Source organism: Pseudomonas sp. FP597, assembly GCF_030687435.1.
Classification (GTDB): Bacteria; Pseudomonadota; Gammaproteobacteria; order Pseudomonadales; family Pseudomonadaceae; genus Aquipseudomonas; species Aquipseudomonas lactucae.
In genome coordinates, this window is record NZ_CP117432.1 from 3412091 (window position 1) to 3431105 (window position 19015).

Here is a 19015-nt window from a genome sequence, read left to right on the forward strand (position 1 = left end):
TTTGTTGTTATGGGCGTGTGCTCACGGGGCCAAAGGCCTCGTCCACCTTTGCCAGGTCGGTCTCACGCAGGTTGCCCGCGTAGTAATGCAATTTGGTCCAGGCCATCAGGTAGTCATAACGCGCCTGGGCGAGGTCGCGACGGGTGCTGTACAGCTGCTGCTCGGCGTTGAGCGCATCGAGGTTGACCCGCTCGCCGCCGAGGATGCTTTGCTGGGTCGACACCACCAGCGCTTCGGCCGAGGCCAGGGCCTTCTGGTAAGCGCGCAACTTGCTCACGCCGGACAGGCAAGCGCTGAACTGCCGACGCAATTCGATCAGGGTTTCGCGGGTCTTGCCCTCCAGCTCATATTCGGCCTGCTCCATGGCGCGGCTGGCCTGACGGGTTGCGGCCGAGACGCCACCACCGGCATACAGCGGCACACTCACTTCCACGCCGATGGTGTTGGTGTCGTAGCGCTGGTTGTAGGTGTTGCCGCTGTCGGACTCCTGCTGGCGCGAACTGGCGTAGGCCGTGACCTTGGGCAGGTGCCCGGCGCGATTGCGTTCCACCTCATAGCGCGCCACTTCCAGGGCCTGGCGTTGGGACGCAAGCGTGGGGTTGCTGCTGAGCGCCAGTTCATGCCAGCTGTCGTAGTTGGCCGGGCTCAGCGTAAACGCCGCAAAGCCCTGGTTGAGCGGTGCCAGGTCGTGGATGTTGACGCTCTGCACGCCGATCAACGCGCCCAGCTCTCTTAACGATGCGTCCTGCTCATCCAGCGCCTGGATCTCTTCGGCGGTGGCCAGCTCATAGCGCGACTCGGCTTCGAGAATATCGGTGCGGGTGCCCTCGCCTTGCTGGAACAGGTGCTGGTTCTGCTGGAATTGCTGCTCGAAGGCTTTCTTCTTGGCGCGGGCGATGTCGATCTGGTCCTGGGCAAACAGCGCCTGGGTGTAATAGGTCAGCACGCGCACCAGCAGCGCCTGGCTCTTGTCGCGAAAACTTTCGTCGGCAAACAGCGCCTGGGCCAAGCCCTTGCGGTAGTTGGCGTAGGCTTCGTAGTCGAACAACGGCTGTTGCAGGCTGAAGGTAGAGCCGTAGCTGTTGTAGTTGCGGTCGTCGCGGTAGCTGCCGCCGCGCCCGTCCGGCAAGTGCGCCTCGGAGTTGTTACGACCCTTGTTGTAGTTGTACGACAGCTTGGGCAGCAGGCCGGCGCGGCCGATGGTGCGGTTTTCCAGACCGGCATCGCGCTCCTTGATGGCCCCAAGGAACACCGGATCGTTGCGCAGGGCTTGCTCGTACACATCGAATGGGCCCATGGACGCCTGGGCGCTGGCACAACTGAACAGCAGGGCAATGAACACAGGTTTCATGCTCATTCCTCGGTCAACGCGGAGCCGGCGCGGTCGAGCAGCGGCTTGAACAGGTAATTGAGCAGCGAGCGCTCGCCGGTACGCACGAACATCTCGGCGGGCATGCCGGGCTTGATCACCAGGCCGTGGAGTTTCTCCAGGGCGGCTTCGCTGACCGTGGTGCGCAGCACGTAGTACGGCGCGCCGGTTTTCTCGTCGAGCATCTGGTCGGCGGAAATCAGGCTGACCTCCCCTGGCACCCTTGGTGTGCGGTTCTGGTTGAAGGCGGTGAAGAGGATGTCGACCGGCAGGTGGGTGCCGACCTTGTCCACCAGATGCACCGGCAGGTGCCCTTCGACTTCCAGGCGTGTGCCCTGGGGTACGATTTCCAGCAGGGTTTCGCCGGCACGCACCACGGCGCCTTCGGTGTGCACACCGAGGTTGACGGCGATACCGTCGGCCGGGGCGTTGATTTCACTGTGCTGCAGGTCGAACCCGGCCGAGGTCAGTTGCTGCTCCAGGGTCAGGCTGCGCAGTTGTGCATCGGCCAGTTGGCTGCGCACTTCCTTCTGATATTCCTCGCTGTGCTGCTGCAACTTGAGCCGCGACTCGAGGATGCCCTGCTCTACCCGGCCGCTTTCGCCGGTGTTCTGTGCCAAGTCCTGTTGCACCTGGGACAACTGGCGCTGGTATTCCATCAAGCGATTGCGCGGGATGTAGCCGTTGTCGGCCAAGGGTTGCAGGTTATTCAATTGGTCACGCAGGGATTGCGCCTGGGCGGTCAGGTCACTGCGGGCGCGGCGCATGCCATTCAACTGCGCCGAAGCGCCGTCGATATTCGCGCGAATACCGGCTTGTTCACGGGCAAAGGCTTCGCGGCGGCTGCTGAACAGTTGGCGCTGGCCTTCCAGCACCAACGCCAGGGCCGGATCGGGATTGGCGCTCAGCTCGGCCGGAAAGGTCACGCCGGCCTGGTTGTCACGCTCACTCTGCCAGCGTGCCACACTGGCCCAGGCCATACGGTACTGGGCCTGCAACGACTGCACGTCGGCCTGGTTCTGGGTCTGGTCAAGACGAAACAGCGGCTGGCCCTGCTTCACCCGCTCACCCTCGCGCACCAGAATGCGGCTGACCACGCCGGGGCTGAGGGTTTGCACAGCCTTGCGCTTGCCGGACACCACCACTGTGCCCTGGACCGGAATGCCCTGGTCCAGGGGCGCCAGGCTGGCCCACAGGAAAAAACCGCCGGCGCCGACCACGGTCAGCCACCAGCCTACGCGTACGAAAAACCGCGCGTCACGTTGTGCAAATGTAAGGCTGCTCATGCGCCTGGATTCCTTCCGGCTTGATACTGACGACTGAAACTGACGCCCGGTTTTTCCTTGGGCGCTTGTTGCTGGCCGGACAACGCACGCAGCACTTCCTGGCTCGGCCCGAAGGCTTGCAAATGCCCATCGCTCAACACCAGCAACTTGTCGGCCTGGGCCAGCGCCGAGGAGCGATGGGTGACCAGCACCACGCTGCTGCCCTGGGCTTTCATCTGCACGATGGCACCGGCCAGCGCGGCTTCGCCGACGGTGTCGAGATTGGAGTTGGGTTCATCCAGCACGATCAAGCGCGGCCCGCCGTACAGTGCACGGGCCAGGGCCACGCGTTGTTTCTGGCCGCCGGACAGACCGCCGCCGTTGTCGCCCAAGACGGTGTCGTAGCCTTGGGGCAAACGCAGGATCAGCTCGTGCACGCCGGCCTGCCGAGCGGCCTTCACCACCTGCTCCGGGTCGGCCTCGCGAAAGCGCGCAATGTTGTCGGCGATGCTGCCGCTGAACAGTTCGATGTCCTGGGGCAGGTAGCCGATGTGCGGGCCAAGGTCGTCGCGGTCCCAGCGATGGATATCCGCACCGTCCAGGCGCACGGTGCCGGCCAGCGTTGGCCATACCCCCACCAGCACGCGGGCCAGGGTGGATTTGCCGGACCCCGAGGCGCCGAGCACGCCGAGCACTTCGCCGGCGGCGAGGTTGAAGCTGACCTGCTGCAAGGTCGCCAGACGCCGCCCCGGCGGGCCTGCGCTCACCTGCTCGAAACTCACCTGGCCCTTGGGCGCGGGCAAGGCCATCTGCTCCACTTGCGGCGGGAATTCGCGCAGCAAGTCATCCAGGCGCTGGTAGGCCAGCTTGGCCGAACTCCATTGCTTCCATACGGCGATCAGTTGGTCGATAGGGCTGAGTACCCGGCCCATCAGGATTGAACCGGCGATCATCATCCCCGCCGTCATCTCGCCACGGATCACCAACAACGCGCCCAGGCCCAGGACCAGGGACTGCAGGCACAGACGCAGGGATTTGCTCAATGAGGTGACCACCGAACCGGTGTCACTGGCGGTGTTCTGTAAGCCCAGGAACTGCGTATGCACGGCAAACCAGCGTTTGCGCAACGCACCGAGCATGCCCATGGCCTGGATGGTTTCGGCGTTGTGCAAATGACTGGTGGCCAGCTGGGTCGATTGCTGGGAGAAACCGCTGGCCTCACCCAGAGGCTTTTTGGTCAGGTATTCGTTCAGGCAGGCCAGGCCGATCAGCAGCAGCGCGCCGGCGCTGGCCAGTACGCCGAGCCACAGGTTGAACAGGAAAATCACCAACAGGTAGATGGGAAACCACGGCGCATCGAAGAACGCGAACAGCGCCGGCCCGGTGATGAATTGGCGGATATGGGTCAGGTCGCCCAGGGATTGCCCGGCATGCCCCTCGCCGCGTTGCAGGTTGCGTTCGAACGCGGCCTTGTACACGCGCAGGTTGAAACGCCGTTCCAACTGGCTGCCGATACGGATCACGATAAAACTGCGGATCGCTTCCAGGGTGCCAATAAACGCAAAGAAGCCCACGACCATCAGCGTCAACATCACCAGGGTGGTTTCGTTCTGGGAGGACAGCACACGGTCATACACTTGCAGCATGTAAATCGACGGCACCAGCATCAACAGGTTAATCAAGGCGGTGAAGCAGCCAATACTGATCAAGATGCTCTTGTATTCACCCAGCGCTTTGAATAACGGCGCAACAACAGGGGGCTTGGCCATATGTTTTTTATCTTCCTTGAACCAAATTGCGCGCATAAGCTGCCCGAACCCTGATACAGGCCGAACAACTAATAAAATCCAGCAATAAGCTTATAGCGATAACTAAGGCATTCGTTTTAGTTCAATGACGGCGCCGGTTTTGGTGCGGGCCTGATAGTCGCCACTCTTCTGGCGATTCAAGTGTGCAATGCCGCTGCCCTCGGCATTGAACAGCCAGATGCCGTCAGGTGTCGGCGACCAGGTCAGGGGTTTTTCTCCCAGCCATTGCTCGGCACAGGCCACATCGCCGCCCAGCGCATTCGCCTGTTCAAACAGGTCCAGGGCACATACCTGATCCTGCCGGTGCAACTGCCAATGCCCGGCCAACTGGGCCGTGGTGGGTAATACAAGACTGCTCGCCATTGCGTGGGCTCCTGCCGACACGAACATCACCTGCAACCCGCAGGCGATCACATTGAAAAAACGCTGCATCTTCACGCTCCCTCGTGCAGGCGCGACGTCGAAACGCCGCGCCCTTGTATCACGCTACGATGTCACTGACCGCTGCCTGGCCGACCGTGGTGACGAGGAAATCCGCCACGCCGTGCCCGGAGAAGTCTACCGCCAAGGTGCCCAGGTTGGTGCCCGCGGCGTAGCTCAACACCGCATCGCCGGCATGCCCGGTAAATGCGTTGACGAAGCTCAGGCCGGCGCCTTTGGTGATGCCGCTGAGGTCGATCTTGTCCGAGCCCGACGTAAAGTCCAAGAGCTTGTCCGCCGCCCCTGGCCTGGAGTCGGAACTGGCGCCGAACACAAAGGTGTCACTGCCCGCGCCGCCCCACAGTTGGTCCGCCCCGCCGCCGCCATAGATCAGGTCGTTGCCGGCCCCACCCTTGATGACGTTGGCGGCGTTGTTGCCGATGATCAGGTCGTTACCGGCGCCGCCGAACGCGTTCTCGACGGTCACGCCCTTGGCGATGGACACGTTGCCCACCAGGCCGCCTACGTCGGAGAACGAGGTCTCATTGAGGTTGATCTTCTGGTTCTGGGAGAAACCGGAGAAGTCCAGGGTGTCGTTGCCGCCACCGTCCCATACCGAAAACACCAGCTTGTCGGCATTGGAACCGGCGCTGAGGAAATCACGCCCGGTGTTGGAGTTGAAACCGTAGGTGGTGTCGCCGGCGCGGGTGTTGTAGTTGGCGCCGTAGAGCTTCTGGATCGCGGCGATGTCGTCGATCAGCGGGCCGGAGGCATAGGCTTCGACCCCGCCTTTGCTGAAGTTCTGGTTGGTGTTGCTCTCGCTCCAGTAACTCATGAGGCTGTAGCCGCGCGTGTCCTGTCCATAGGTCGCGTCATTGTAGGTGGGCGCGCCTTCGCCGGCGTTGTAGTCGCCGGGGTGAGCCAGGCCCAGGGTGTGGCCGATTTCGTGGGTGAGGGTCTGCCGGCCATAGTTGTTCAGGTCCGGGGTCTTGTTCGGCGTGTAGCTGTTGTTGGTCAGGTACCACGAGGTGCCGTCGTAGCCTGCACCGGTGCCGGGCAGGTAGGCGAAGGCCGCGGCGCCGTCCTGGCCGCTGCTGTAGTTGCCGAAGGTCATGTGGCCATCACCGCCGGAGGCTTTCTCGGTGAACGCCACGTTGGCTACGTCCGCCCAGGATTGCATGGCCAGTACGGCCTGTGCTTTCTGCTGTGCGTTGAACTGGCTGAACCCGGAGATGCCATGTTTGTTCAGGGTGGCCGAGGAAGCCGAGGTGAGGAAGGTGTAAGTCAGATCGATCTTGCCGTTGCCGTCAAAGTCCCGGTACGCGGCGCCGTCGCGCAGCAACTGGGTGGCTGCCTGGTCAACGGTGTAGGAGGGTTTGCCATTGACCGTGAGGTTGCCGCCACGGTCATACAGATGGCTGAAGCTATCGATTTGCGAGTAAGCGGTGCTGGCTTGCGCCGCCGACACGATAGCCTTGTCTTTTACTTTGGACATAAACGTACTTCCTTGTGTGCAAGTGCATCAGTCTTTGTTCGATAGGAACCCCGCTGGCGAGATCGTCCTATCACTCGCCTCTTTTGAAGGCGTCATGAAACTGACACAACTTGAAATCTTTCGTCTACCTCTATTTCCAGGGTGGAAAATCTTCGATTTGGCAACTAACGCTAGTTCATACCGTATTTATTGGGGTGGTGTGAGTTTGTCGGACAAAAAGCAGGCCGCTCTTATTTAAATATTAAATAGCGCTAACGCCGCTCAACTTCAGCGGCGCACTTGATAAATGGATCCAATATATTGCCACGGTGGCATTGGCGACATTAAACAGCCACTACTTCAACTAAGCATTAACCTCGCCTCACTCCCGGCACACCCGCCAGCCCGTACCCTGCAACGCCTGCACCAGGGTTTCGCCGGCCAGACCCGGCACCTGCACACCGTCGTCGGTGGCCATGTCCTCCCCGGCCAGGATTGCGTTGATGATCGCCTCTTCCACCGCTTCCGCCGCTGCGCTGAACAGTGGCGAAATATGATCGTTGTTGACCATCCGCAACGTGCTGCAAAACGGCAGGCCCTTGCGCCCGTAATCCGCGGGTGGCAGGTCCTGGTTGCCAGTGGCGAAGGCCAGGAACAGGTCGCCGCTGGAGTCCTCGGTACCGCCGCCGGTACGGGCGATGCCGATGGAGGCACGTTGCGCCAGGCGTTGGCATTGGTGCGGCAACAACGGCGCATCCGTGGCCAGGATCACCACGATCGAGCCCATCCCCGGCGTGCCGCGCTCGGCGAATGGCGAGGGAATGTCCATGAGCCGACGGCCCACCGGGTAGCCGTCGACCCGCAGTTCCTGGCGCTTGCCGTGGTTGGCCTGCACCAGTACACCCACGGTCCAAGCGCCCTGCTCCGCCGGCAGACGCCGCGACGCGGTGCCGATACCACCTTTGAACTCATGGCAAATCATCCCGGTGCCGCCGCCTACCGCACCTTCCTGCACCGGGCCGGTTTGCGCAGTGTCGACGGCTTCGCGCACATGTTCAGGGCGCACATGCTGGCCCCAGATATCGTTGAGCAGGCCGTCATAGGTTTCCATCACCACCGGCATGCACCAATACACCGCCGGGTCGGCCAGGCGCTCGCGCTCCAGGGCAATCAAGGTATCGCGCACGATACCGATACTGTGGGTATTGGTGATCGCCAGCGGCGTGGTCAACAATCCCGACTCGTTGATCCACTCCAGGCCCGTGGCATCGCCGTTGCCGTTAAGCACGTGGTAACCGGCGAAACACGGTTGCTGGCGCGCCTCAACCGCGCGCGGCTGGATCACGCTGACGCCGGTGCGCACCTGTTTGCCGCCGATGCGCGCCTTGAGTGTGCTGTGACCGACCCGAACACCGGGCACATCGGTGATGGCGTTCAACTCGCCGGGCGTGCCCAGCCCCAACGTAATACCCAATTGACGTGCGCGCATAACCTCTCCTTACAGTTTCTGGAAGACCGGACTCGACCGGCCGCTGATGCAATAGAAAATCACTGACAGAGCCAGCAAGCCGAGGATGACCAGGATGTCGCGCACCGAGGCCGCAATGATCAACGTGATCAACAAGTACCCCGCGCCCAGTACCGCCAGCAACGCCGGCAACGGCCACAGCGGCATGCGGTAGGGATGTTCGCGGTCGCGCAACCGCACGCGGCTCATCAACGCGCTCAATGCCACCACCAGGTACACCAGGATGATCAACAGCACGCTGAACGACGTCAGGTCGGCCAGGTTGGAGCTGAAGCTCAGCAGCGCCGAAGGGACAGCCAGGAACAGCGTAGCCAACCAGGGGGAATCCCAGCGTGGGTGAATGCGCGTGAACAGTGTGTTGATGCCCGGCGTCCACAGCGCATCGCGCCCGCTGCTGAACACGACGCGGCCGATCTGGATGACGATGGCGACGATGGCATTGAACACCGACAGGAAAATCCCCGCGCTGACCAGGCGTGACAGGGTTTCATTGCCGTGGCTGGTCAGCAGGTAGCCGATGGGGTCGGGGCTGCTGATCATCGCGCTCAGGGACGGTGCGCCGATCAACAGCGCGGTGATCGGCACCAGTTCGATAATGACCACCAGTCCCAGGGACCACAGCACCGCCTTGTGCACACCCTTGCCGCCGCATTTCATGTCTTCGGCGAGCAACACCGCCGGACCATAGCCGTTGTAGGAAAACAACCCGATACCCACCGCGCCGATCACCAAGGCCCAGGGCGCCAGGTGCAGCTCGCCGTTTTCGACGATCTGCGGCTGGAACAGTACGCTGGCGGGCTGCACTGGATGGCCGAAACCGATAAACACGATCACCAGCAAGGCCGCCACTTCAAGGAGCAGGCAGGTGCCGGTGATCCAGGCGTTGAGCTTGATATTGAGGATGCCCAGGGCGTAGCTGCAGACCACGATCACCAGGGCGACGGTTTGCGAATCGAACGTCGTGCCCAAGGCGTTATTGAGGTAGGTCGCGGCACCGGTCGCCAGTACCGGCGGGATAAACAGCAACATCACCAGCACCGTGAGGAAGGTCGCGTAGCCGGCCATGCCGCCGAACACACGCTTGGCGTACACATACTCGCCGCCGGCGCTGTTGTGGGCACGGCCCAGTTCGGCGTAGCAGAAGGCGAACATCAGCGCGAGCAGGCCGGCCATCACAAACGCCAGGAACACACCGCTGCCGGCTTGCTGGATGGCAAAGGGCGCGATCACGAACACGGAGCTTGCGGGCGTCACGGCGGAGACGGTGATGGCCACCACATCGAACACGCTCAGGGTGGGTTTCAACACGCCATCGGGCGTGGGGGAAGTGCTCATATCGTTATCCTCTGTCGTTGTTCTTGGTGTGAGGCAGAAACGAAAAATGATGTTTTTTCGGGATATGTTTCCCGTTGGATGAAGGCGACGTTATCGAAGCCGCGGTTGTCGGACTATTCCCCTATTGGCGTACTCCCCTTGACGGCATCCGGCAAAAACCGAACCCTTGGCCGATCTTTGGATGGCGGGAGCCTGCCCTATGCGCCTGTTTCGCGAAGTTGCCATGCACGCCGGCCTGGGCCGCGCCGTCGCACACCTCGGCACCGAGCGGTTCTGGAAACAGTTGGTGCTGTTGCTGCACCAGTGCCTGCCTTTCGATAACGCCCTGGCGATTTTCTATCCTTTGGAGGGGCCACCCCAAGCCCTGGAGGAATACGACGCCCAGCCCAGCAGCAAACCGGCCTCGATGCTGGCGTACCTCAATGGTCTGTACCTGCTCGACCCGTTTTTCCAGGCCTGTCGCGAAGGTTATGCCAGCGGCGTGTACCGCCTGGAGGAAGTCGCGCCGGACCATTTTCGCCAGAGCGAATACTTCCTCAACTATTTCCACGACAACGTACTGGAAGACGAAGTGCAGTTCATCCTGCAACTGCCGGGTGCGGGCACGTTATCACTGTCGCTGGGCATGCAGCGGCGCTTCAGCGGGGAAGAGACCGGGCTGATGACCCTGCTGGCGGCCTGGGTGTTGCCGCTGATGCAGCAGCATTGGCAACAGAGCACTCAACGCGTACCGGCCATGGACAGCCAGATCCGCGATGCGCTGAGCCAATTCGGCAGCGGCGTGCTGTCGGAGCGCGAACTGGAAATTGCCCGCCTGGTGCTGCGCGGGTTTTCTTCAAAAGCCATGGCCGAGCGCCTGAACATATCGCCGGACACGGTGAAAGTGCACCGTCGGCATCTGTACGCGAAGCTGGACATATCGTCACAGCCGGAGCTGTTCTCGTTGTTTATCCAGTCGTTGGGGCATGATTTGGAAAAACCGTAAGCGTTCTTCGAGATCGGCGGTGCGGCTGACGCAGCCTCGCTTGCGCTCGGCAGCTGCTACGCGGGACGGAGGCCACGCGTCGTCCAAGGCGCCGATCGCCGAAGATCAGCGCCCTATGCATACGGGAACGCCTTCAGACCGCAGTCGCAGCGCCTGACTAATGGCAATTCGCCATAATTTGCGCAAGACATGACCTGCGTCAACCCGATGCGAAACAACCGCCGAACGGAGCGAAAAAATTCACTTTGCCGTTGCGAACGAATGCTATTTTTAATGCTCCGACGCCATGCCCAGTGACGGTCATGGCCCCTGCCGCGAGCTAAAGGAAGCGCTCAATGAACAAGGTGGGCAACATGAATAAAGTGACGTTCCCCAACGCCTGCCAGTTGATGCGCTGGCATTTCCATCCGATGGGCTTCGAGGGCAGCATGGACGCGCCTGGCAGTATGGTCGCCCGCCTGTTCGATCGCGCCAGCGGCGAAACCCTGATCGCCATTGCCGGTATCCCGTGCGCCACGGTGATGAATGCCGCCGATGTGGAACGGATTATCGAGGCCGTGGAGGATGAACTGGCGTCTTTTGTGCCGCCGCTGTCGTTGCGGGCCTGAATCGCGATCTTTCGCCTGGTACGGCCCATCGCACCTTTGAATTTGCATTCACCGGCCTAATTGCGCTGGTCGTCAAAAAAAGCCTTTTTCCCATCCACCCGTTCCGAGGCCCGGGGCACATTCACGGCCTGGCCTTCGGGCTTTTCCACATACCAGTAGCAATGGCTGATGGCCCGGGTAATGCCGACGTAGGCCAGGCGCAGCACCTCGTCCTTTTGCGCGGTGTCATAGGGTTCGCTATCACCGTCCTTGCCCAGACCCGCCATGCGATATACCTGGTTCTTGTAGGGCGAGCTGGTCACATGCTGGCAATCGCCGAGCAGAAATACCGCATCGGCCTGCAGGCCCTTGGCACTGTGATAGGTCAGTTGCTTCAGCCGGCGAGCTGCTGGCGGCAAGCTAGAATCCACATTAACTATCGACTGAATATGCTCTTGAATCAGTAGCTTATCGCTGCTTTTTCGATAAAGCATTAATACTGAATCGCCTTTCTGGTAGTGCGCTGCCAATTGACGTCCCAGCGCGGCATCGTCGCGTGCCAACACCTTGACCGGCTCCAGTACCTTGGGCGCGCCGCTGGCCTTGGCCTTCTTGCCGGGGATCGCCGGCGCGGCGCGCACGATGTGTTCGGCCGCGTCGATGATGTGCTGGTGGCTGCGGTAGTTCTCGCCCAGCATGACTCGGGTGGTGCTCGGTGAAGGGAATTCCTTGTTGAACGCCATGAAGTACTTCGGCGAGCTGCCGCGCCAGCCATAGATCGACTGCCAGTCATCTCCCACACATAACAGCGAAGAACGCTGTGCACCACGCCCGACGTGCATGGCCGGGCCTCGGCTGCGGATTTCGCGCAGGCTGGCGCGGATCCACGAGACGATTTGCGGCGAAACGTCCTGGAATTCATCGATCATCAGGTGCGACAGGGGTCGCAGCAACGGATCGCTGAGTAGTTTGAGGTTTTCCGGGGTATTTTCGCCAAACAACGAAAACATACGGTTATACGTCATGATCGGCGGCGATTGTTCGAGCAGGTGGTCTTCCAGGGCCCTCCAGAAAATGCTCAAGGCTTCAAAGAAGAAACGGTCCGGATCATCCTTGGCAAAGCTCATCTGGCCCACGGCGGCCGGTACATCCAGGCCGAGGTTCTCGATAAAGCCCGCCGCCATGACAAAACTGTCCAGCAGCGGCGCCGAGGCCAGCTCACCCTTGACCTTGTAATCAAAGCCGGGACCGGCTGTAGCATCACCCGCCAGGCTGCTCAGGAGACGCTTGGAGGACTCATAGCTATCCAGCCAAATCAATGGTTTACGACAAAAAGCTTGAAACAGTGTGCGCTTCACCGCCCATTCCGCCCGGACCGACAACTTGGCGTTGGGCCGGCTGAGCTGGGCATTTTCCCGCGGGTCGAAGCCGAGCACTACCCAGGCATCCAGTTCGGCGATATAGCCGTGGCAATGAAACAGCGCGCCGTTGATCTCCACAGTCTGACGGTTGGGCTCGATGCCCTTGATCGGCCAGGCGCCTGCGCGAAACCACAGGTCTTCAATCACATCGCACAGCTCTTCATCGCGTTTGGCGGCCAATTCGGTGACCGCCATACGTTTCTGCACATCCGGGTGGTCACGTTCCAGCTCCTTGAGCTGCAAGCCATGACGGGCCAATGGCGCGATCAACTCGCGAAAGCGTGGATGACGGCCGTGCAGTCGGTGATAGCACGCATTCATCTGCTGGCGCTGGGCGTCATTGATACGCAGGTCGAACGGGTTGCTGTCGGCACCTTCAAAACCCGAGTTCAGGTTCTCGAACGCTTGCAGGCGCTCAAAACCCGGCAGGCTGCGCACCATCGGCAGGATGCGCGAATGGAAGGTTCGCACCACCGCCTCAGCCTCTTTAAGAGCAAGGGGTTGGCCCCACAGGTTGAGGATTTCCATGAGCTTGCTGATGAAGTCTTTGCGCGATTCACGGGTGAACGTCACCACCGTCATTGAGCTCAGTTCAAAGCCCAGGTAATGGGTGAGCAGCAAAATGCGCAGCACCAGCGAGGTGGATTTACCCGCCCCGGCACCTGCAATCACGGACGTTGACGGCGTATCGCTGAAGATCATCTTCCATTGCGTCGCACTCGGCTGGGCATGGGCCGGCAGCAAACGGGCGACATCGGCCTTGATACGCTTTTTCAGGTCGGCGGTCAGGGGCAGCCGCCAGTCGTCGAACAGGCTGTCGTCAACGCCGGGAGCACGGTGTTCATCCGCACGGACATCGCGAATCAACAGGACCTGACGCCCTTCTTCGATACCCTCGGCCTTGCCTTCGCGGTAACCGTACTCCACGCCCGCCTCATGCCCGCTGCGAAAGCCATCGGCTTGCCCGTGCAACCAGGAAAACCGGTGCTGCGCACGCAGGCGGGTCAACCCGTGGCCAAACAGGCGCGCAGCCAGGCGTTTCAACAGCGGCATCTCGGCCAATGGGCGCAGTTCAGGGGGCAGATCAGGCTTTTGTTGCGGCACGCGGACTCCTGCGATGAGCTTGGCTTTGACAAGTGCGCCATGGTCGCCGGAAACGCCCCTCAGTTCCAGCCAATTGCTGCGCAGTCATGCGGTTAGGCGATGAAGTGAAAGTTAAAACCTCAATAAAACATCAATTTAACCGATAGGAATCAGGCATTTTTTACGCTTTTTATCGATGATGGGCTGTCGGATGATAGGGCCATCAACAGGAGGCAATCATGCTTGAACTTCGACCTTTCAATTCCCTGGGCGGCGCCCATCATGGCTGGCTTGACGCTCACCACCACTTCTCGTTCGCCGAGTACCACGACCCCAAACGTATGCACTGGGGCAACCTGCGGGTGTGGAACGACGACATCATCGCGCCGGGCACGGGCTTCCCGCAGCACCCGCACCGCGATATGGAAATCATCACCTATGTGCGCGAAGGTGCGATCAGCCATGCCGATAACCTGGGCAACAAAGGCCGCACCGAGGCGGGCGATGTCCAGGTGATGAGCGCCGGCACCGGGATCGCCCACAGCGAGTACAACCTGGAAGCCACGCCGACGAAGATTTTTCAGATCTGGATCATCCCGAATGAAGCCGGCCTGCCGCCTTCCTGGGGCGCCAAACCGTTTCCTCAGGGCAACCGCGAGGGCTTTGTGACCCTGGCCAGCGGCAAGGCCGGCGACAGCGAAAGCCTGCGCATTCGCGCCGATGCACGCCTGGTAGCGGCCAACCTGAAAGCCGGGGAAAGTGCCGAATATCGGCTGGATCACGGACGCCGGGCGTATCTGGTGCCGGCCACGGGGGTGATTGAAGTCAATGGCCTGCGTGCGCAGGCGCGAGACGGTGTGGCGGTTGAGGATGAGCAGGTGTTGCGGGTCACGGCCGTTGAGGACAGCGAGATCGTGTTGGTCGATTTAGCCTGATCGAAATGTGGGAGGGGGGTGCGACGATTCGACTTGCTCCCTCCCACATTTTTACAGCAGTGTCAGTTGGAGCTGATTGCGCCGTCCACCAGCACTTGCGCCTCTTCCACCAACTGCTTGAGGTGGTCTTCACCGATAAAGCTCTCGGCGTAGATCTTGTAGATGTCCTCGGTGCCCGATGGCCGCGCGGCGAACCAGCCGTTTTCGGTCATGACCTTGAGCCCGCCGATCGCCTGGTTGTTGCCCGGCGCGTGGCTGAGGACCTGCTGGATGCGCTCACCGGCAAGTTCCGTGGAGGTCACCTGCTGCGACGACAGTTTGCCCAGCAATGCCTTCTGCGCCGGCGTGGCCTTGGCATCGACACGGATGGCGAACGGTTCGCCCAGCACCTCGGTGAGGCCACGGTAGAGCTGGCTTGGGTCCCGGCCTTTGCGCGAAGTCATTTCCGCCGCCAGCAAGGCCGGGATCAGGCCATCCTTGTCGGTGCTCCATACGCTGCCGTCCTTGCGCAGGAACGAGGCGCCGGCGCTCTCTTCGCCGCCGAAGCCCAGCGAGCCTTCGAACAGGCCATCGGCAAACCACTTGAACCCCACCGGTACTTCGTACAGGCGACGGCCAATGCGCGCGGCGACGCGGTCAATCAGGCCGCTGCTGACAACGGTCTTGCCCACGGCCGCATCGGCGCGCCACTCGGGACGGTTCTGGAACAGGTAATCGATCGACACCGCCAGGTAGTTATTCGGCGCCAACAGGCCGCCGGACGGGGTGACGATGCCGTGGCGGTCGTGGTCCGGGTCGCAGGCGAAGGCCACATCGAAGCGTTCCTTGAGGCCGATCAAGCCTTGCATGGCGTAGCTGGAGGACGGGTCCATGCGGATCTGGCCATCCCAGTCGACGCTCATGAAGCGAAAGGTGGAATCGACTTCGGTGTTCACCACGTCCAGGTTCAGGCGATAGTGCTCGGCAATCGCCGACCAGTAGCGCACCCCTGCTCCACCCAGCGGATCAACGCCCAGGCGCAGGCCTGCGCTGCGGATGGCGTCCATGTCGATCACATTGATCAGGTCGGCCACATAGGTGTTCAAATAGTCGTGACGGTGTGTGGTGTCAGCCTTGAGGGCCTGGGCATGGCTGATGCGCTTGACCCCGGCCAGTTTGTTGGCCAGCAGTTCGTTGGCCTTGGCTTCGATCCACTTGGTGACATCGGTGTCGGCCGGGCCGCCGTTGGGCGGGTTGTATTTATAGCCGCCGCTTTGCGGTGGGTTGTGGGACGGCGTGATGACGATACCGTCGGCCAGGCCGCTGGTGCGACCGCGGTTGTAGCAGATGATGGCGTGGGAAATCGCCGGGGTTGGCGTGTACTCATCGCCTTCGGCAAGCATGACATGCACGCCATTGGCGGCCAGCACTTCCAGGGCGCTGGCGCCGGCAGGCGTCGACAGTGCATGGGTGTCCAGGCCGACAAACAGCGGACCGTCGATGCCTTTGGCTTCGCGGTACAGGCAGATGGCCTGGCTGATGGCGAGCACGTGCCATTCGTTGAAACTCAGCTCGAACGAACTGCCACGGTGACCGGAGGTACCGAAGGCCACGCGCTGGGTGGAGATCGCTGCATCAGGCTGGCCGGTGTAATAGGCCGTGACCAGTCGCGGGATATCCACCAGCAGGTGTGCCGGGGCCGGTTTGCCCGCAAAAGGACTGATTGTCATGCATAAACCTCGAGAAGAAGGATTCGGAAAAGTGTCAGTTTACTGGGAGTTGGACTACCGCGCGACGTTATAAATCCTACAACATTAAGAGAAATCTCATCCGGTCTCAGCCTGACGCAATGCCTCGCTCAGGGCTGCGAGCGCGACGTCCAGGTTGGGTTGCCCATGAAAGGTATGGCTCAAGCGCAGGTTCTGGTGATGCAAGCCACTGGCACTGAACAACTCACCCGGTGCCACCACTATCTGGCGCGCCAGCAAGCGCTGGAAAGCCTGGCGCATATCCACTGCGTGCGTGGACCTGAGCCAGAATGTCGCTCCGGCCGCCGGCATTCGATACGTCACCTGCCCCTCTAGGTGCTGGGCCAGACGCTGGTCCATGCGCGCCGCTTGTTCACTTAACTGATCGCGCAGCGCGTGCAGGTGCTGGTCAACCCGGCCGCTCTGGTACAACCGCGCGATGGCGCGTTGGCGAATCGATGATAGACGGAATGAACGCAGCAGGAACTGACGCTGCAGTTCACCACTCATGCGCCGGCACAGCAGGTAGCCATAGGGCGCTTCCTGTCCCAGTATTTTCTCGAACGATGAAAACACTACCAGCCGTTCCGGATTCACCAGTTCGCGCAACGCAGCGTGCGTGGCCTCGAAACTCAAGTCGCCAAAGGTGTCGTTTTCCAGCAGCCAGCAGCCGTAGCGTTCCAGCAGGCGCGCCACCTCCAGGCGCTCGTGGGCCGACATGCACACGCCCGCCGGCAAACTCACCGCCGATGACAGCAAGACCAGGCGCACGGGCTCATCACGCAACAGCCGCTCCAGGCTGTCGCGGTCCAGGCCGCCTTCCGCTGTCCAGGGCAGTTCGAGAATGCGCACTCCGACGTCCTGCAACAAGCGCAGGATCAACCAGTCGCAGGGCGACTCGACGATCATCGTGGTCCCTCTGAGGGCGAGCACGTCGATCAGAATGTCCAGCACGCCGCGCAAGTCGGCGCCGACATACACATCATCCGCATGCCAGCAGCGCGTAGGCGATGAGGTATAGCGTGCCGCCAGTGCCGTACGCAGCTCCCACACGCCGCAAGGCTGCGACCAGGGTTGGAGATGCCCGGGATACTGGCGCACCAGTTCACGCTCCAGTCGCAATAAGGTGCTGTCCAGGGAGGCCAGTAACGCCGGCTCGTCACCACTGAGTACCACCATGCCGGGACGTCGCGCCGCGGCATAGAGCCGATCGAGCAGATCGCCGCCGCTCCACGCCAGTGCGTTGGTCGAGACCGGCCAGGCGTAATAACCCGACTTGGCGACTGAATAGACCCGGCCCTCCTTTTCCAGCAACGAATAGGCGTACTGGATCGTCGAGATCGATACATTCAGGCGCTCGGCCAACTGGCGCAAGGACGGCAGCTTTACCCGAGTGTCGGTACTGACTTCATTGATCAGGCAGATCATGTAGCGATAGACCGCCTGATACGCAAAGTCCGCCTGCCGCTCGCCGCGCAGGGTCATCGCTCGGACAATTGAAAGGCCTGTGCGGCACCGTCGTCCGCGGCGCAGGCCGTGCGCAGCCTGGCGCGGCGCGGCAGCACCGGCCGCCGCTTGTACAAGTGCTGGAGTAACGGCATCGACAGACCGCTGATGTCCATCACCCACTGCTGCAGCATCTCGGCCGAGGGCTTGCCCTGCAGCGCCTTGTGCAATTCGGGCAAGGCCACCAGCATGCCTGGGTGGCATTGGCGCAAAAAGCCTTCGAGTCGTTCGCCATGGTGGATAAACGGCGAAAACAACAGGCAGGTCAACTGTGTTTCATCCAGGCCAAAAAACTGCTGGGCCTGGATACTCGCCTGAATGCGCCCTTCCTGAGTCGTGGCCCGCGCGAGCAGTTCTTCCGGCATCCGCAAGTGATGCAGGTACTGGCTGGCTTGCTGGATAAAGCTATCGACACCGTCTTCGTAGTCCAGCTCGCGCAGGCATTCGGCCTGCAGGCCGCGCAAGTGTGCCATCAGCAACGGGTAGGAGTACGCCGGGTGGCTGAAGTGAAAGCCCAGCGGATCGGGCGCATAGGCCATGAACTCGCTCAGCAGGGACGATGATGCGAGGTCGACATCTTCCAGCAGGTCCGCGATGCCGATATAGGCCAGATGGCGATGGCCGACCTTGCTGGGGTTGTCGTCGGCCACATAGTGCTCGCCATACACATCGCGGTAATACCCGGCGCTCCATTCGTCCATGCGCGCAAACAACTCGTGCAGCATCAGCGGCCGGGTCCTGGCGATAGGAATGCCAGCACCCTGGGCGGTTTTCTTGACCCAGGCCAGAAACTGGCTTTGCTTGCGCGGTGAGTCTCCGGTGACCAGCGCATGCACACCACCGTTGCAGGTGGTGACACGCTGGTAGAAATCCCCCAGGGCCAGGTATGTGTCATTGCAGAGTGTTTCGCGACAGTCGCCGGAGGTCACGTGACCCACCATCAGCCGGTTGCGCTGGCTCTTTTCGCGAGCGACCAGCGACGACGAACGCAAGTAGTTGAAGGGTTGTATCTCCTGGTTCTCTACCATCAACAACTCGACGCGCGGATCATCATGCAGAAACAGTCGGCTGTAACCGCGATCGAGGGTGTCGAGCTGCTCATCGGTCATCCCCGCATAGCGCAGCGTGGCCACGCGCAGGTGAAAGGTACGCGGCGCACGCCCGGCAATCGTCAATTGGGCAGCACGCAGCAGCGCCAGGGTATAGCTGCTGACTTCACCGCCACCATGGGTGACCAGCACTTTGTATTCTCCCACCTGCTCCATGCCCCCGGCCGCCACGACGATACGCTGGATCAATAGCTGGAGTGCCGTGCGCCCCGAGCGGCTGAAGTGCCCAACTAAACGCTGCAGAACTTGCTGATAAACGTGATTCATAGCTTGTTCGTGAATAGTGCTCATGGTTCTACTACCTAAGTTGAAATATCAGTTTCAAGCAACTGCCGAGAGCGTTTGCTCGACCTATTGCGTGTGCAGGAGAGTTGCGTGCGGTGCTCTGTTTCGATAAATAGACATTAGCATCGAGCAACAAAATGACAGGCGGCGGCGGGGTGAGCATCCTGCCCACAAAATA

The 19015-nt window shown here is 61.3% G+C and carries 14 protein-coding genes; 3 read left to right on the forward strand and 11 right to left on the reverse strand.

Going from position 1 to position 19015, the window contains the following annotated elements; genetic code table 11:
• Positions 1 to 7: 7 nt before the first annotated feature.
• The 7 genes from PSH66_RS15705 to PSH66_RS15735 form a co-directional block, all read right to left on the reverse strand.
• Positions 8 to 1351: a TolC family outer membrane protein gene (locus PSH66_RS15705; RefSeq protein ID WP_305427168.1), complete on the reverse strand. Its 1344-nt coding sequence runs from the start codon at positions 1349 to 1351 to the stop codon at positions 8 to 10.
• Positions 1352 to 1353: 2 nt separating this feature from the next.
• Positions 1354 to 2655: an HlyD family type I secretion periplasmic adaptor subunit gene (locus tag PSH66_RS15710; RefSeq protein ID WP_305427169.1), complete on the reverse strand. Its 1302-nt coding sequence runs from the start codon at positions 2653 to 2655 to the stop codon at positions 1354 to 1356.
• On the reverse strand, positions 2652 to 4403 hold the full coding sequence (locus PSH66_RS15715) for a type I secretion system permease/ATPase (RefSeq protein WP_305427170.1): 1752 nt from the start codon (positions 4401 to 4403) through the stop codon (positions 2652 to 2654). The genes PSH66_RS15710 and PSH66_RS15715 overlap by 4 nt, the downstream gene beginning before the upstream one ends.
• Before the next feature lie 102 nt (positions 4404 to 4505).
• Entirely contained in the window at positions 4506 to 4874 is a 369-nt protein-coding gene (locus PSH66_RS15720; protein ID WP_141064687.1) for an AprI/Inh family metalloprotease inhibitor, read from the reverse strand.
• 49 nt (positions 4875 to 4923) lie between these two features.
• The gene (locus PSH66_RS15725) at positions 4924 to 6357 is read right to left on the reverse strand and encodes a serralysin family metalloprotease (RefSeq protein WP_305427171.1); all 1434 of its coding nucleotides are present in this window, start codon (positions 6355 to 6357) and stop codon (positions 4924 to 4926) included.
• Positions 6358 to 6718: 361 nt separating this feature from the next.
• Positions 6719 to 7825, reverse strand: coding sequence for a P1 family peptidase (locus tag PSH66_RS15730; RefSeq protein WP_305427172.1), 1107 nt, complete (start codon positions 7823 to 7825; stop codon positions 6719 to 6721).
• 9 nt (positions 7826 to 7834) lie between these two features.
• On the reverse strand, positions 7835 to 9199 hold the full coding sequence (locus PSH66_RS15735; protein ID WP_003174014.1) for an APC family permease: 1365 nt from the start codon (positions 9197 to 9199) through the stop codon (positions 7835 to 7837).
• Positions 9200 to 9398: 199 nt separating this feature from the next.
• On the opposite strand from PSH66_RS15735, the gene PSH66_RS15740 reads away from it, so the two are divergent.
• Together PSH66_RS15740 and PSH66_RS15745 are read left to right on the forward strand one after the other, a co-directional pair.
• Positions 9399 to 10184 (forward strand): helix-turn-helix transcriptional regulator, encoded by a 786-nt coding sequence (locus tag PSH66_RS15740; protein ID WP_141064684.1) that lies wholly within the window; start codon positions 9399 to 9401, stop codon positions 10182 to 10184.
• Positions 10185 to 10519: 335 nt separating this feature from the next.
• Positions 10520 to 10792 (forward strand): DUF1652 domain-containing protein, encoded by a 273-nt coding sequence (locus PSH66_RS15745; protein WP_003174017.1) that lies wholly within the window; start codon positions 10520 to 10522, stop codon positions 10790 to 10792.
• Positions 10793 to 10848: 56 nt separating this feature from the next.
• Here the strand turns inward: PSH66_RS15745 and PSH66_RS15750 are convergent, their stop codons facing one another.
• Complete coding sequence (locus PSH66_RS15750) at positions 10849 to 13296, reverse strand: UvrD-helicase domain-containing protein (protein WP_305427173.1); 2448 nt, start codon at positions 13294 to 13296, stop codon at positions 10849 to 10851.
• Positions 13297 to 13514: 218 nt separating this feature from the next.
• Here PSH66_RS15750 and PSH66_RS15755 point away from each other — a divergent pair, with 218 nt between their 5' ends.
• Positions 13515 to 14210: a pirin family protein gene (locus PSH66_RS15755; RefSeq protein WP_305427174.1), complete on the forward strand. Its 696-nt coding sequence runs from the start codon at positions 13515 to 13517 to the stop codon at positions 14208 to 14210.
• A 62-nt stretch (positions 14211 to 14272) separates the two neighbouring features.
• Here PSH66_RS15755 and pgm read toward each other — a convergent pair whose 3' ends face one another.
• The 3 genes from pgm to PSH66_RS15770 all read right to left on the reverse strand — a co-directional run bounded on the left by pgm (position 14273) and on the right by PSH66_RS15770 (position 18843).
• Positions 14273 to 15919, reverse strand: coding sequence for a phosphoglucomutase (alpha-D-glucose-1,6-bisphosphate-dependent) (gene pgm, locus PSH66_RS15760; protein WP_305427175.1), 1647 nt, complete (start codon positions 15917 to 15919; stop codon positions 14273 to 14275).
• A 96-nt stretch (positions 15920 to 16015) separates the two neighbouring features.
• On the reverse strand, positions 16016 to 17422 hold the full coding sequence (locus PSH66_RS15765) for a PLP-dependent aminotransferase family protein (RefSeq protein WP_003174022.1): 1407 nt from the start codon (positions 17420 to 17422) through the stop codon (positions 16016 to 16018).
• Positions 17419 to 18843 (reverse strand): hypothetical protein, encoded by a 1425-nt coding sequence (locus PSH66_RS15770; protein WP_003174023.1) that lies wholly within the window; start codon positions 18841 to 18843, stop codon positions 17419 to 17421. The genes PSH66_RS15765 and PSH66_RS15770 overlap by 4 nt, the downstream gene beginning before the upstream one ends.
• Positions 18844 to 19015 lie beyond the last annotated feature (172 nt).

Bases quoted from the DNA above. Each gene is read 5' to 3' on its own strand.
- PSH66_RS15720 (WP_141064687.1), bottom strand. From the start codon at position 4,874: ATGCAGCGTTTTTTCAATGTGATCGCCTGCGGGTTGCAGGTGATGTTC.
- PSH66_RS15730 (WP_305427172.1), bottom strand. From the start codon at position 7,825: ATGCGCGCACGTCAATTGGGTATTACGTTGGGGCTGGGCACGCCCGGC.
- PSH66_RS15745 (WP_003174017.1), top strand. From the start codon at position 10,520: ATGAACAAGGTGGGCAACATGAATAAAGTGACGTTCCCCAACGCCTGC.
- PSH66_RS15710 (WP_305427169.1), bottom strand. From the start codon at position 2,655: ATGAGCAGCCTTACATTTGCACAACGTGACGCGCGGTTTTTCGTACGC.
- PSH66_RS15740 (WP_141064684.1), top strand. From the start codon at position 9,399: ATGCGCCTGTTTCGCGAAGTTGCCATGCACGCCGGCCTGGGCCGCGCC.
- PSH66_RS15705 (WP_305427168.1), bottom strand. From the start codon at position 1,351: ATGAAACCTGTGTTCATTGCCCTGCTGTTCAGTTGTGCCAGCGCCCAG.
- PSH66_RS15725 (WP_305427171.1), bottom strand. From the start codon at position 6,357: ATGTCCAAAGTAAAAGACAAGGCTATCGTGTCGGCGGCGCAAGCCAGC.
- PSH66_RS15755 (WP_305427174.1), top strand. From the start codon at position 13,515: ATGCTTGAACTTCGACCTTTCAATTCCCTGGGCGGCGCCCATCATGGC.
- pgm (WP_305427175.1), bottom strand. From the start codon at position 15,919: ATGACAATCAGTCCTTTTGCGGGCAAACCGGCCCCGGCACACCTGCTG.
- PSH66_RS15770 (WP_003174023.1), bottom strand. From the start codon at position 18,843: ATGAGCACTATTCACGAACAAGCTATGAATCACGTTTATCAGCAAGTT.
- PSH66_RS15765 (WP_003174022.1), bottom strand. From the start codon at position 17,422: ATGACCCTGCGCGGCGAGCGGCAGGCGGACTTTGCGTATCAGGCGGTC.
- PSH66_RS15715 (WP_305427170.1), bottom strand. From the start codon at position 4,403: ATGGCCAAGCCCCCTGTTGTTGCGCCGTTATTCAAAGCGCTGGGTGAA.
- PSH66_RS15735 (WP_003174014.1), bottom strand. From the start codon at position 9,199: ATGAGCACTTCCCCCACGCCCGATGGCGTGTTGAAACCCACCCTGAGC.